13 protein-coding genes and 1 riboswitch are annotated in these 12,699 nt (G+C 73.0%); all 13 genes read left to right on the top strand.

The genetic code is table 11. From position 1 onward, the window contains the following. Positions 1-3: 3 nt before the first annotated feature. Complete coding sequence (gene mihF, locus ACNTMW_RS18825; RefSeq protein WP_426634966.1) at positions 4-327, top strand: integration host factor, actinobacterial type; 324 nt, start codon at positions 4-6, stop codon at positions 325-327. Positions 328-347: 20 nt separating this feature from the next. Further along, the gene (gene gmk / locus ACNTMW_RS18830) at positions 348-935 is read left to right on the top strand and encodes a guanylate kinase (protein WP_426634967.1); all 588 of its coding nucleotides are present in this window, start codon (positions 348-350) and stop codon (positions 933-935) included. Positions 936-1,026: 91 nt separating this feature from the next. Further along, positions 1,027-1,290 carry a DNA-directed RNA polymerase subunit omega gene (gene rpoZ, locus ACNTMW_RS18835; RefSeq protein ID WP_167927664.1) on the top strand — a complete coding sequence of 88 codons (264 nt, stop codon included), beginning with the start codon at positions 1,027-1,029 and terminating at the stop codon, positions 1,288-1,290. A gap of 75 nt (positions 1,291-1,365) precedes the next feature. Further along, a complete protein-coding gene (gene coaBC / locus ACNTMW_RS18840) occupies positions 1,366-2,586 on the top strand; it encodes a bifunctional phosphopantothenoylcysteine decarboxylase/phosphopantothenate--cysteine ligase CoaBC (RefSeq protein ID WP_426634968.1) in 1,221 nt (406 codons plus the stop codon). Positions 2,587-2,653: 67 nt separating this feature from the next. Further along, positions 2,654-3,847 (top strand): methionine adenosyltransferase, encoded by a 1,194-nt coding sequence (gene metK / locus ACNTMW_RS18845; RefSeq protein ID WP_426634969.1) that lies wholly within the window; start codon positions 2,654-2,656, stop codon positions 3,845-3,847. Positions 3,848-4,034: 187 nt separating this feature from the next. Continuing rightward, positions 4,035-5,960, top strand: coding sequence for a primosomal protein N' (locus tag ACNTMW_RS18850; RefSeq protein WP_426635011.1), 1,926 nt, complete (start codon positions 4,035-4,037; stop codon positions 5,958-5,960). Between the two features lie 171 nt (positions 5,961-6,131). After that, the gene (def, locus tag ACNTMW_RS18855; RefSeq protein ID WP_426634970.1) at positions 6,132-6,683 is read left to right on the top strand and encodes a peptide deformylase; all 552 of its coding nucleotides are present in this window, start codon (positions 6,132-6,134) and stop codon (positions 6,681-6,683) included. Positions 6,684-6,685: 2 nt separating this feature from the next. Further along, positions 6,686-7,630, top strand: coding sequence for a methionyl-tRNA formyltransferase (gene fmt, locus ACNTMW_RS18860; RefSeq protein WP_426634971.1), 945 nt, complete (start codon positions 6,686-6,688; stop codon positions 7,628-7,630). Then, positions 7,627-9,123 carry an RsmB/NOP family class I SAM-dependent RNA methyltransferase gene (locus ACNTMW_RS18865; protein WP_426634972.1) on the top strand — a complete coding sequence of 499 codons (1,497 nt, stop codon included), beginning with the start codon at positions 7,627-7,629 and terminating at the stop codon, positions 9,121-9,123. The genes fmt and ACNTMW_RS18865 overlap by 4 nt, the downstream gene beginning before the upstream one ends. 93 nt (positions 9,124-9,216) lie before the next feature. After that, a complete protein-coding gene (rpe, locus tag ACNTMW_RS18870) occupies positions 9,217-9,909 on the top strand; it encodes a ribulose-phosphate 3-epimerase (RefSeq protein WP_426634973.1) in 693 nt (230 codons plus the stop codon). A gap of 41 nt (positions 9,910-9,950) precedes the next feature. Next, positions 9,951-10,928 carry a GGDEF domain-containing response regulator gene (locus ACNTMW_RS18875; protein ID WP_426634974.1) on the top strand — a complete coding sequence of 326 codons (978 nt, stop codon included), beginning with the start codon at positions 9,951-9,953 and terminating at the stop codon, positions 10,926-10,928. 115 nt (positions 10,929-11,043) lie between these two features. Beyond that, a riboswitch (FMN riboswitch) is annotated at positions 11,044-11,193 on the top strand. A gap of 122 nt (positions 11,194-11,315) precedes the next feature. Next, positions 11,316-11,912 (top strand): riboflavin synthase, encoded by a 597-nt coding sequence (locus ACNTMW_RS18880; protein WP_426635012.1) that lies wholly within the window; start codon positions 11,316-11,318, stop codon positions 11,910-11,912. Further along, positions 11,912-12,607, top strand: coding sequence for a nicotinamide riboside transporter PnuC (gene pnuC, locus ACNTMW_RS18885; protein WP_426635013.1), 696 nt, complete (start codon positions 11,912-11,914; stop codon positions 12,605-12,607). The genes ACNTMW_RS18880 and pnuC overlap by 1 nt, the downstream gene beginning before the upstream one ends. Positions 12,608-12,699: the final 92 nt, after the last annotated feature.

Consider the following 12,699-nt stretch of genomic DNA (forward strand, 5'->3'; position numbering starts at 1 on the left):
CTGGTGCCGCTCCCGTCATTGAGCCCCGAACAGCGCGCTGCCGCTCTGGAGAAGGCTGCGGAGATCCGTAAGGCTCGTGCTGAGCTCAAAGAGCAGCTCAAGCAGGGCAAGACCACGCTCGCCAAGGTGCTCGACCAGGCTGAGTCCGACGACGTCGTCGGCAAGCTGAAGGTGTCGGCCGTCCTGCAGGCGATGCCTGGAATCGGCAAGATCCGTGCGACTCAGATCATGGAGAAGCTCAAGATCGCCGACAGCCGGCGCCTGCGTGGCCTCGGCGAGCAGCAGCGCAAGGCACTGCTTGGGGAGTTCTCTACCAACGGCAAGTGAGCGTTGTGTAGAAACAAGCAGTGAGCAATGACGACGACGCGCGCCCGGGTTCAGCTCGACTGACGGTCCTCTCCGGCCCCAGCGGGGTCGGCAAGGACAGTGTGATCGAGCTGATCCGGGCGCGCTCGCCCTGGGTGAGGCTGTCCGTGTCGGTCACCACCCGGCGCAAGCGTGACTACGAGATCGACGGAACCCACTACCACTTCGTGACCCGGGCCGAGTTCCAGCGCATGGTCGCGGCCGGGGAGCTGCTGGAGTGGGCGGAGTTCGCCGGCAACCTGTACGGCACTCCACGGGCCCAGGTCGAGGGGTACATCTCGCAGGGCATCCCGGTGCTGCTGAAGATCGACATTCAGGGCGCCCGTCAGGTGCGGGCCGCGATGCCCGACGCGCAACTGGTCTTCCTCGCCCCGCCCAGCGTCGAGGAGCTGGAGCGCCGGCTCGTCGGCCGGGGTACCGAGGACCCCGAGACGATCGCGCGCCGGCTGGAGCACGCCCACGAGGAGCTGGAGGCCCGCAAGGAGTTCGACGAGGTCGTGATCAACGACTCGATCGAACGCGCGGCGAGCGAACTGGTAAGCTTGCTCGGTTCTCCAGCACTCCGCTGAGTGCTACAGCCTGCTGAGAAGTGCTACGGCTTTGCTGAGAACTGCCGATTTGCTGAGAACTGTCGTCTAGTCTCGTCTCGAGGATTTCACCGTGTCCGGAATCGTGGCCAGCCCCGAGGGCATCACCAACCCGCCGATCGACGAGCTGCTGGAGAAGACCACCTCCAAGTACGCCCTAGTGATCTTCGCTGCCAAGCGCGCCCGCCAGATCAACGCGTACTACAGCCAGCTCGGCGAGGGCCTGCTGGAGTACGTCGGTCCGCTGGTGGAGACCACGCCGCAGGAGAAGCCGCTCTCGATCGCCATGCGCGAGATCAACTCGTCCCTCCTGACCGCTGAGCCGATCGAAGGCTGAGCGTCTCACCGAGCGGAGCGGGGTCATCGACACGTCCGGCCGTCACGGCCTCGTCCGGCCAACTGGAGCGAGGTCATGACCGAGGTCGTTCTCGGCGTATCCGGGGGGATCGCCGCCTATAAGGCGTGCGAGCTGCTCCGGCTGTTCACCGAGTCCGGGCACCGGGTGCGGGTCGTGCCCACCGCGGCCGCGCTGCGGTTCGTCGGCGCACCCACCTGGGCGGCGCTCTCCGGCCAGCCGGTGAGTACCGACGTCTGGGACGACGTGCACGAGGTTCCGCACGTGCGCCTCGGCCAGCGTGCCGACCTCGTCGTCGTGGCCCCCGCTACCGCCGACGTGCTCGCCAAGGCCGCCACCGGCCAGGCCGACGACCTGCTCACCAACACGCTCCTGACGGCGCGCTGCCCGGTGGTGTACGCGCCGGCGATGCACACCGAGATGTGGGAGCACCCGGCGACCGTGGCGAACGTGGCCACCCTGCGCCGGCGCGGTGCCGTCGTCATCGAGCCCGCCGTCGGCCGGCTCACCGGCGCCGACACCGGCAAGGGCCGGCTGCCCGACCCGGCGGAGATCTTCGCGGTCGCCCGGCGGGTGCTCGCCCGCCCCGACCAGCAACCCGACCTGGCGGGTCGGCACGTGGTCGTCACCGCGGGGGGTACCCGTGAACCGCTGGACCCGGTGCGGTTCATCGGCAACCGGTCGTCGGGCAAGCAGGGGTACGCCTTCGCCCGTGCCGCGGCCGCCCGCGGCGCCCGGGTCACGGTCGTGTCGGCCAACGTCACGCTGCCCGACCCGGCCGGTGTGACGGTCGTGCGCGTCGGCACCACCGAGGAGCTGCGACAGGCGACCCTCAAGGCGGCCGAGGACGCGGACGTGATCGTGATGGCCGCCGCGCCCTGCGACTTCCGGCCGGCGCGGTACGAGGCCGAGAAGATCAAGAAGCGGGAGGGCGCGGACGCGCCCACGCTCGACCTGGTCGCGACCGCGGACATCGCCGCCGAGCTGGGCGCGCGCAAGCCGCCCGGGCAGGTGCTGGTCGCGTTCGCCGCCGAGACCGCCGCCGAGCCGGTCGCGCTGGCCAATGCTCGGGAAAAGTTGCTACGCAAACGCGCCGATCTCATAGTGGTCAACGAGGTCGGTGCGGACCGCACCTTCGGGGCCGACACCAACGCCGCCGTCGTCCTCGGTGCCGCGATTGAACCGACCCGAATCGGGGAGCGATCCAAGGAGGACCTGGCCGATGCCGTCCTCGACCTGGCGGTGAACTGCCTGCCGCGCACTGCCGGTACGGAATGATCCCGCACCCCCGTTCTATCCGACAGCTTCTACACTCTGCGAAAATCTCGAGCCGCAAAGGAGCACCGTGGCACGGCGAATGTTCACCTCCGAGTCGGTAACCGAGGGCCACCCGGACAAGATCGCTGACCAGATCAGCGACGGGATCCTCGACGCCCTGCTGGGGCAGGATCCGCGCAGCCGGGTCGCGGTGGAGACGATGATCACCACCGGGCAGGTGCACGTCGCCGGTGAGGTCACCACGTCGGCCTACGCGGACATCCCGTCGATCGTGCGCGAGACGATCCTCAGCATCGGGTACGACTCGTCGAAGAAGGGCTTCGACGGCGGCTCGTGCGGCGTCAGCGTGTCGATCGGGTCGCAGTCGCCGGACATCGCGCAGGGTGTGGACGCGGCGCTGGAGTCCCGTACCGGTCAGGCCGACGACTCCCTCGACGCGCAGGGCGCCGGCGACCAGGGCATGATGTTCGGTTTCGCCTGCACGGAGACGCCGGAGCTGATGCCGCTGCCGATCGCGCTGGCGCACCGGCTGGCTCGCCGGCTCGCCGCCACCCGCAAGGACGGCACCATCCCGTACCTGCGCCCGGACGGCAAGACGCAGGTGACGGTGGAGTACGAGGGCTTCCGCCCGGTGCGGCTGAACACGGTGGTCGTGTCCAGCCAGCACGCCCCGGACATCTCGCTGGAATCGCTGCTCGCGCCGGACGTGCGCGAGCACGTGATCGCCCCCGAGCTGGAGAACCTCGGACTCGACGTCGAGGGCTACCGGCTGCTGGTCAACCCGACCGGCCGGTTCGAGATCGGTGGGCCGATGGGCGACGCCGGCCTGACCGGCCGGAAGATCATCGTCGACACGTACGGCGGGTACGCCCGCCACGGCGGCGGTGCGTTCTCCGGCAAGGACCCGTCGAAGGTCGACCGCTCGGCGGCGTACGCGATGCGCTGGGTGGCCAAGAACGTGGTGGCCGCCGGCCTGGCCGACCGCTGCGAGGTGCAGGTGGCGTACGCCATCGGCAAGGCGCACCCGGTCAGCCTGTTCGTGGAGACGTTCGGCACCGAGGTCGTGCCGGTCGACCGGATCGAGAAGGCGATCGGCGAGGTGTTCGACCTGCGCCCGGCCGCGATCATCCGTGACCTGGACCTGCTGCGCCCGATCTACCGGTTGACGTCCACGTACGGTCACTTCGGCCGCGAGCTGCCGGAGCTGACCTGGGAGCGCACCGACCGGGTCGCCGACCTCAAGTCGGCCGCCGGCGCCTGAGTTCTTTCCGCGATCGTGGCCACGTGACGGGGTTATCGGCCCGTCAGGTGGCCATGATCGCTGTGTACGGCGCCCGGTCTGCTAAGACTGAGCAGTGAGTGAGGCCGCGCCCCAGACCCGCGCGCCGGTGAAGGCGCCGGCCCGGCGGGCTCCCCGGGCACGCCCCGAACCGGCCGGGTCGTTGCCGGTGGCCCGGGTCTGCGTCGACGTGCCGCTGGCCCACCTCGACCGCCCGTTCGACTACCTGGTGCCGGCCACGCTCGACGGGCAGGCCGTGCCGGGTACCCGGGTGCGGGTCCGCTTCGCCGGCCAGCTCGTCGACGGGTACCTCCTGGAGCGGGTCGAGGACTCCGCGCACGGCGGCCGACTCGCCTTCCTGGAACGGGTCGTCTCACCCGAGCCCGTCGTCCACCCCGAGATCGTCCGGCTCGCCCGCGCGGTGGCCGACCGGTACGGCGGCACCCTCGCCGACGTGCTGCGCCTCGCGGTACCGCCGCGGCACGCCAGGGCCGAAGGTCGGGTGGACCCGCCGGTGGACGCCGCGCCGCCGCCGGCCGCCGAGCCCGGCGGCTGGTCTGTGTACCCGGCGGGCGCCGCGTTCCTGCGCGCCGTCGGCGACGGCCGGCCCGCGCGGGCGGTGTGGAGCGCGCTGCCGGGTGAGGAGTGGCCGGCCCGGCTCGCCGAAGCCGCCGCCGCCGCGGACGCCGCCGGACGGGGCGCCGTGCTCGTCGTCGCCGACGCCCGCGACCTCGACCGGCTCGACGCCGCCCTCACCCGCGCGCTCGGGCCGGGCCGGCACGTCGCGCTGTCGGCCGCGGTCGGGCCGGAGGAGCGGTACCTGCGGTTCCTGGCCGCCAGCCGGGGCCGGGTCCGCGTCGTCGCCGGTACCCGGGCGGCCGCGTTCGCCCCGGTCGAGCCGCTCGGCCTGGTCGCCATCTGGGACGACGGTGACGACCTGCACGCCGAGCCGCGCGCGCCGTACCCGCACGCCCGCGAGGTACTGCTCACCCGCGCCCAGCTCGCTGACTGCGCCGCACTGGTCGGCGGGTACGCCCGCAGCGCCGAGACGCAGCTGCTGGTCGAGACCGGCTGGGCCAGGGAGATCGCCGCACCGCGCGAGACGGTGCGCCACGCCGCGCCGCACGTGCAGCCGGTCGGCGACGACGTCCAGCGCGACCGGGACCCGGCCGCGGTCTCCGCCCGGCTGCCCAGCATCGCCTGGCGGGCCGCCCGGGACGCCCTCGCCGCCGGCGCCCCGGTCCTGGTACAGGTCCCCCGGCGCGGCTACCTGCCGTCGGTGGCCTGCGCCGAGTGCCACACCCCGGCGCGCTGCCCGTCCTGCGCCGGCCCGCTCGCGCTGCGGGAGGCCAGTGGCGCGCCGGGCTGCCGCTGGTGCGGCAAGGTCGCCGCGGCGTACGCCTGCCCGGCGTGCGGCGGCCGCCGGCTGCGCGCGTCCGTGGTCGGCGCCCGGCGTACCGCCGAGGAGATGGGCCGGGCGTTCCCGGGCGTGCCGGTGCGTACCAGCGGCCGGGACGGCATCCTGGCCGGTGTGCCCGCCCAGCCCGCGCTCGTGGTCTCCACGCCCGGGGCGGAGCCGGTCGCGGCCGACGGCTACGGTGCCGTCCTGCTGTTGGACACCTGGGCGCTGCTGACCCGCGCCGACCTGCGGGCGGGCGAGGAGACGCTGCGGCGCTGGTTCGCCGCCGCCGCGCTGGCGCGACCCGCGCACCGGGGTGGCAAGGTCGTGGTCGCCGCCGACGCCGGTGTCCCTACGGTGCAGGCACTGGTGCGGTGGGACCCGGCCGGGCTCGCCGCCCGGGAACTCGCCGAGCGCCGGGAGCTGCGGTTCCCGCCCGCGGTCCGGTTCGCCTCGGTCACCGGTACCCCCGACGCCGTCGCGGACCTGCTCGCGGTGGCCGAGCTGCCGGCGGAGGCCGAGCTGCTCGGGCCGGTACCGGCCGCCGACCCCGACCAGGAGCGGATGCTGGTACGGGTGTCCCGGTCGGCCGGCCGGTCACTGGCCGCCGCCCTGCACGCCGCGGCCGGGGTGCGCAGCGCGAAGAAGGCGCGCGACCCGGTACGCGTCCAGATCGACCCGCTGGAACTGCTCTGATCCTTCCCGTGATCACGGACACGTTGCGGGGGTGCCCCTGAACTCTTCGCGGATCACGGGAGGGGCGGGGCGGAGCCGCGCGGCGGGTGAGGGGAGAAGGCGTGGAAGAGCCGGGTCCGTGGTACCCGTAGACTCATAGATTCTTGACCAGCGTGGAGGGAGCGTGCCCGGGTGACCGTGCAGCCGATCCGCCTGTTCGGCGACCCGGTGTTGCGTACTCCGGCCGAGCCGGTGGTTGATTTCGACAAGGAGCTTCGCCAGCTCGTCGAGGACCTGACCGAGACGATGCGCGAGCAGAGCGGGGCCGGGCTCGCGGCACCGCAGATCGGGGTGGGCCTGCGGGTGTTCACCTTCGACGTCGACGACGTACTCGGGTACATGGTCAACCCGGTGCTGGACTTCCCCGACTCCGAGGAGCAGGACGGCCCGGAGGGCTGCCTGTCCATTCCGGGGCTGTACTTCGACACCAAGCGCCGGCAGAACGTGGTCGCCAAGGGCTTCAACGTGTACGGCGACCCGATGCAGATCGTGGGCACCGGCCTGATGTCGCGCTGCATCCAGCACGAGACCGACCACCTCGACGGCGTGCTGTTCGTCGACCGGCTCGACCGGGCCGCGCGCAAGGAGGCGCTGCGGGCCATCCGGTCGGCGGACTGGTACGACCCGACCAAGCCGCCCCAGATCAAGGTGAGCCCGCACGGCTCCCGGGGTATCTTCGGCTAGCCATGCGACTTGTCTTCGCCGGAACGCCCGCCGTCGCGCTGCCCGCGCTCGACGCCATCGCCGCATCCCATCACGACCTCGTCGCCGTGGTCACCCGGCCCGACGCGCCGGCCGGGCGCGGCCGGCGGCTGGTGCGCTCACCCGTCGGTGCCTGGGCCGACGAGCGGGGGATCGAGGTGCTGACCCCGCAGCGGCCACGTGAACCCGAATTCCTCGACCGGCTGCGGGAGATCGCACCGGACTGCGTGCCCGTGGTCGCCTACGGCGCCCTGGTGCCGCCGGCCGCGCTGGAGATCCCCCGGTACGGCTGGGTCAACCTGCACTTCTCGCTGCTGCCGGCGTGGCGCGGCGCGGCCCCGGTGCAGTACGCCATGATGCACGGCGACGAGCTGACCGGCGCCAGCGTCTTCCAGCTCGAGGAGGGACTGGACACCGGCCCGGTGTACGGCACCCTCACCGAGGCGATCAAGCCGTCCGACACCGCCGGCGACCTGCTCGACCGGTTGGCGGTCGCGGGCGCCGGGCTGCTGGTCGGCGTGCTCGACGGGATCGAGGCGGGGACCCTGGAGGCGGTACCGCAGCCGCACGAGGGGGTTACGCTCGCGCCGAAGGTGACCGTCGAGGACGCCGCCGTGCGGTGGACCGATCCGGCGTTCGCGGTCGACCGCCGCATCCGTGGCTGCACCCCCAACCCCGGTGCCTGGACCACGTTCCGCGGGGAGCGGGTCAAGCTCGCACCCGTGACGGTCGTCCCGGGCGGGCCGGCGCTGGCGCCCGGGGAGCTGCTCGTGGAGCGCGGGCGGGTGCTCGCGGGTACGGCCACCGACCCGGTCGCGCTGGGCGAGGTGCGCGCGGCGGGCAAGAAGGCGATGCCGGCGGACGCCTGGGCACGCGGGGTCCGCCCCGCCGCCGGCGAGCGCGTGGGGGAGGGCGGCGCCCCATCATGAGTGAGGCCGGGAGGCCGGCCCGGCAGGGCCGGCAGGGCCCGCCGGAGCGGGAGCGCCGGGGACAGCGGTCGGACCGGGACCGTCGGGGCCAGCAGGACCGCCGGGGCCAGCAGGGCAGGGGTCGGCCGCCGGCGGATCCGGCCCGGCGCGCCGCCTACGAGGCCGTGGCGGCGGTGCACCGCGACGACGCGTACGCCAACCTGGTCCTGCCCCGGATGCTGCACCAGGCGCGGCTGCACGGGCGGGACGCGGCCTTCGCCACCGAGCTGACGTACGGCACGCTGCGGCTGACCGGCACGCTCGACGCGATCATCGCCAACGCGGCCGACCGGGACGTGGCGCGCATCGACCCGCCGGTCCGCGACGCGCTGCGGCTGGGCGCCTACCAGCTGCTGCGGACCAGGGTCGCCGCGCACGCGGCCGCGAGTACGACCGTCGACCTGGTCCGCGCGGTCGCCCCCGGCGCCATCGGCTTCGCCAACGCCGTCCTGCGGCGGATCTCCGAGCGGGACTGGGACGGCTGGATCGAGCGGCTGACCGAGGGCACCGACGACCCGGTCCGCCGGCTCGCGCTCGCCCACGCCCATCCGGAGTGGATCGTCCGGTCGTTCTCGGACTCGCTGCGCGCGGGTGACGGAGGCGAACTCGCCCGTGCCCTCGCCGCCGACAACGAGGCCCCGCCGGTCCACCTGGCGGCCCGGCCGGGGCTGATGACCGCGGCCGAGCTGGCCGACGAGGTCGGCGGCGAGCCGGGCCGGTACTCGCCGTACGCGGTCTACCTGCCCGGCGGGGCGCCCGGCGACATCCCGGCGATCCGCGAGGGGCGGGCGCACGTACAGGACGAGGGCAGCCAGCTCGTCGCCGCGGCGCTGGCCAACGCGACCGTGGCCGGTCCGGAGCGGCGCTGGCTGGACCTGTGCGCCGGTCCGGGCGGCAAGTCGGGGCTGCTCGGCGCGATCGCCGCCGAGCGGGGGCTGCACCTGACCGCCGTCGAGGTGACCCCGCACCGGGCCGAGCTCGTCGCGGGCGCCACCCGCAACCTGCCGGTGGACGTGGTGACCGCCGACGGCCGTGACGTCGGCGCCATCGAGGAGCTGCCCGAGCAGGGCTTCGACCGGGTACTGGTGGACGCGCCGTGCACCGGCCTGGGTTCGCTGCGGCGGCGGCCGGAGTCGCGCTGGCGCCGGCAGCCGTCGGACCTGCCCCCGCTCACCCGGTTGCAGCGCGAGCTGCTCGCCGCCGGGCTGCGCGCGGTCCGGTCGGGCGGTGTCGTGGCGTACGTGACGTGCTCACCCCACCTGGTGGAGACCGAGGTCGGCGTCACCGAGGCGTGCCGGCGCGCGGAGTACCCGGTGGATCTGCTCGATGTCCGGCCGCTGCTGCCGGCCGGCCTGCCCGCGCTCGGCGGCGGCCCGAGCGTGCAGCTGTGGCCGCACCGGCACGGTACCGACGCGATGTTCCTGGCGGTGCTGCGCCGCGGAACCTCCTCGTGATCGTGGGGGCCTCGTCCGGGGCTGGGCGCGGAAGAGCCGCCACGATCGTGGGCGGCGGCGGACGGCCGGAGTGCCCCTCCGTACACTGATCACGTGGCCGATTCGTCGCTCGTCGTCGCTCCCAGCATCCTCGCCGCGGACTTCGCGCACCTCGCCGACGAGGCGCGCGCCGTCGAAGGCGCCGCCGACTGGCTGCACGTCGATGTGATGGACAACCACTTCGTGCCGAACCTGACGATCGGCCTGCCGGTGGTGGAGAGCCTGCGCAAGGCGACGACGATCCCGTTCGACTGCCACCTGATGATCGAGGACCCGGACCGGTGGGCGCTCGGTTACGCCGAGGCCGGCGCGTACAACGTGACCTTCCACGTCGAAGCCGTGGCGGACCCGGTGGGGCTGGCGAGGAACCTGCGCGCGGCCGGCAGCAAGGCCGGGCTGGCGATCGACCGGGACACGCCGGTGGAGCCCTACCTGGAGCTGTTGCCGCACGTCGACACGCTCCTGATCATGACGATCAAGGCCGGCTTCGGCGGCCAGCGGTTCCTTCCGGAGATGCTCGACAAGGTGCGCACCGCGCGGCGGCACGTGGCGGGCGGCCACCTCGAGCTGCGCATCGAGGTCGATGGCGGGATCGCCGACGACACCATCGCGGCGGCCGCCGAGGCCGGTGCGGACGCCTTTGTGGCCGGTACCGCCGTGTACGGGGCGCAGGACCCGGCCGAGGCGGTCCGCCGGCTGCGGCAGCGGGCGGCGGATGCCGTCGGTGGGGTAGACCGCACGGCGTAGACCGGGTAGACCGTAAGGCGACGCCAGACGAGGAGGTCGCCGTGAGCGTCGAGGGGGTCGCGGTCGGTACCGACCTGACCGGGCAGGACGAGTCCGACCTGGTGGTCGTCGTGGACGACGACCTGGACATCGCGCGCTTCGTCGAGGTCAACCTCAAGCTCGAGGGGTACCGGGTGCTCCTGGCGCACGACGGCGAGGAGGCGCTGGAACTGATCGAGCGTCACCAGCCGGCGCTGGCCATCGTCGACTGGATGATGCCCAGGATCGACGGGCTGGAGCTGACCAAGCGGCTGCGCACCAACCCGCTGACCACGGCGATGCCGGTGATCATGTTGACCGCGCGCGGACTGACCGCCGACAAGGTCCTGGGCCTGACCGCCGGCGCCGACGACTACCTGGTCAAGCCGTTCGACACGATGGAACTGGTGGCGCGGGTGCAGGCCACCCTGCGGCGCAACCAGGAGGCTCGGGAGATCTCCCCGCTGACCGGGCTGCCGGGCAACACGCGCATCCTGCGCGAGATCGCCGACCGGGTCAACGGCGGCACCGACTACGCGGTCTGCCACATCGACATCGACCGGTTCAAGAGCGTCAACGACGTGTACGGCTTCGCCCGCGGTGACGAGTTCATCTGCGCACTCGCCCGGTCGCTGCACCGCGCCGTCGTCGAGGTGGGCCTGCCGCCGGTGTTCCTGGGCCACATCGGCGGCGATGACTTCATCCTGGTGTGCACCCCCGAGCAGGTGTATCCGGTGACCGAGCGGGCGGTCGTTGACTTCGAGGCGGCGGCCGACGCGCTCTACGACCCGGTCGACCGCGACCGGGGGTACGCCGAGGTGGTCAAGCGCAACGGTGAGGTGACGCGGGCCAACCTGGTCACGCTGTCGATCGGGGTGGCGGTGTCGACCAACCGCCGCGACGCCAGCCCGCGCGAGATCATCGAGATCGCCACCGAGATGAAGAGCGTCGCGAAGGGCCACGACGGCTCGTACGTGGCGATGGACCGCCGGCGCGTCTGAGGTCGCCGCACCTCGACCTCCGGCGGGGTCGGCCCCCGGGTGTGGCGGTGTGACGTGCGTCGCTCACCCAGGGTCGCTTACGGCACTGGTGTGCAAGACTCGCAGGGTACCCACCACGCGCTGGCGGGGCTCGGTGAAAGTCCGAACCGGCGGTGACCCGGCCTTCTGCGAGGCCGGCAGCCCGCTACCCGGTCACATCCAGTGACCGGTGGATCCGGTGTGATTCCGGAGCCGACGGTGAAAGTCCGGATGGGAGGCAGCGCGCGGGAGTCGGCCGTCATGATCGGCCGTCGGGTGCCGCGCGCGTTTTCGCGGCCACCCGTCTCTCTCCTGCTCGTGCCCTGCCCGCCGCCGGCGCGCCTGCTGCGCGCGAAGGAGGCGGCCGGCATGTTCACCGGCATCATTGAGGAACTCGGCACCGTCGTCGGCTGGGACGCCGCCCGGACCCGGCTGACCGTACGTGGCGAGGTCGTCGCCGCCGACGCCCGGCACGGTGACTCGATCGCGGTCAACGGCGTCTGCCTGACCGTCGTCGAGGTCGACGGCGGGGTCTTCACCGCCGACGTCATGAAGGAGACCGTCGACCGGACGTCGCTCGCGGCGCTGGCGCCCGGCGACCCGGTCAATCTGGAGCGCGCCGCGACCCTGGCCACCCGGCTGGGCGGCCACCTCGTCCAGGGGCACGTCGACGGCGTCGCCACGATCGTGCACCGGGAGCCCGGCGCGGACTGGGAGACGGTGCGCTTCAGCCTTCCGGACCGGCTCGAACGGTACGTGGTGGAGAAGGGCTCCATCACCGTGGACGGGGTGTCGCTCACCGTCGCGGCGGTCGGCCCGGACTTCTTCGAGGTCGGTCTGATCCCGACCACCCTCAAGCTCACCACCCTGGGGCACAAGGGCGTCGGTGACCCGGTCAACCTGGAGGTCGACGTGGTCGCCAAGTACGTGGAGAAGCTGGTCGCCCGCCGGGACGGCGACGCGTGATGGGGGCGGTGCGCTGGCTGCTCGACGCCGAGGTGCACATCGGCGGCTCGGCCGTCCTCTGGCGTGAGATCGTCGGAAACGTCTTCGGCCTGGCGTCCGCGCTGCTCGGCATGCGCCGGCTGGTGTGGGCCTGGCCGATCGGCATGCTCGGCAACGCCCTGCTGTTCACCGTCTTCCTCGGCGGGGTGTTCACCACGCCGCAGGCCGTCGACCTGTACGGGCAGGCCGGGCGCCAGGTGTTCTTCTTCGCCGTGAGCGTGTACGGCTGGTGGCGCTGGTCGCGTAACCGCAGGCTGGGCACCACCCCCGACGCCGGTGCGGTGGTGCCGCGCTGGGCCACCGGCCGGGAGCGCGTCCTGCTGCTCGCCGCGGTGCTGGTCGGGCTGGCGGTGGCCTACCCGGTCCTGGCGGCGCTGGGGTCGTGGGGGCCGCTGCCGGACGCCTGGATCCTGGTCGGCAGCCTGCTCGCCACGTACGGAATGGCGCGGGGCTGGGTGGAGTTCTGGCTTGTCTGGATAGCCGTCGACGCGGTGGGCGTACCGCTGCTGCTGCAGAGCCGGTTCTACCCGTCGGCGGCCATGTACGGCGTGTACGGGCTCTTCTGTGCCTGGGGTTTCGTCTCCTGGCTGCGCGCCTCCCGCGCACTGCACCGGCGCACCGAACAGACACCGAGCTACGCGGAGGTCGCCGCATGAGCGAGGAGCGTCGACGATTCCGGCTCGGCGCGTCTGACGCCGCGCAGCGACCCAGCGCCGTCGCTTGCGAGCACCGCAGCGGATGCCAGGAG

The sequence above is a fragment of the Planosporangium spinosum genome (assembly GCF_049999945.1).
GTDB classification, from domain to species: Bacteria; Actinomycetota; Actinomycetes; order Mycobacteriales; family Micromonosporaceae; genus Planosporangium; species Planosporangium spinosum.

Bases quoted from the DNA above. Each gene is read 5' to 3' on its own strand.
- ACNTMW_RS18865 (WP_426634972.1), top strand. From the start codon at position 7,627: ATGAGTGAGGCCGGGAGGCCGGCCCGGCAGGGCCGGCAGGGCCCGCCG.
- ACNTMW_RS18880 (WP_426635012.1), top strand. From the start codon at position 11,316: ATGTTCACCGGCATCATTGAGGAACTCGGCACCGTCGTCGGCTGGGAC.
- pnuC (WP_426635013.1), top strand. From the start codon at position 11,912: ATGGGGGCGGTGCGCTGGCTGCTCGACGCCGAGGTGCACATCGGCGGC.
- coaBC (WP_426634968.1), top strand. From the start codon at position 1,366: ATGACCGAGGTCGTTCTCGGCGTATCCGGGGGGATCGCCGCCTATAAG.
- fmt (WP_426634971.1), top strand. From the start codon at position 6,686: ATGCGACTTGTCTTCGCCGGAACGCCCGCCGTCGCGCTGCCCGCGCTC.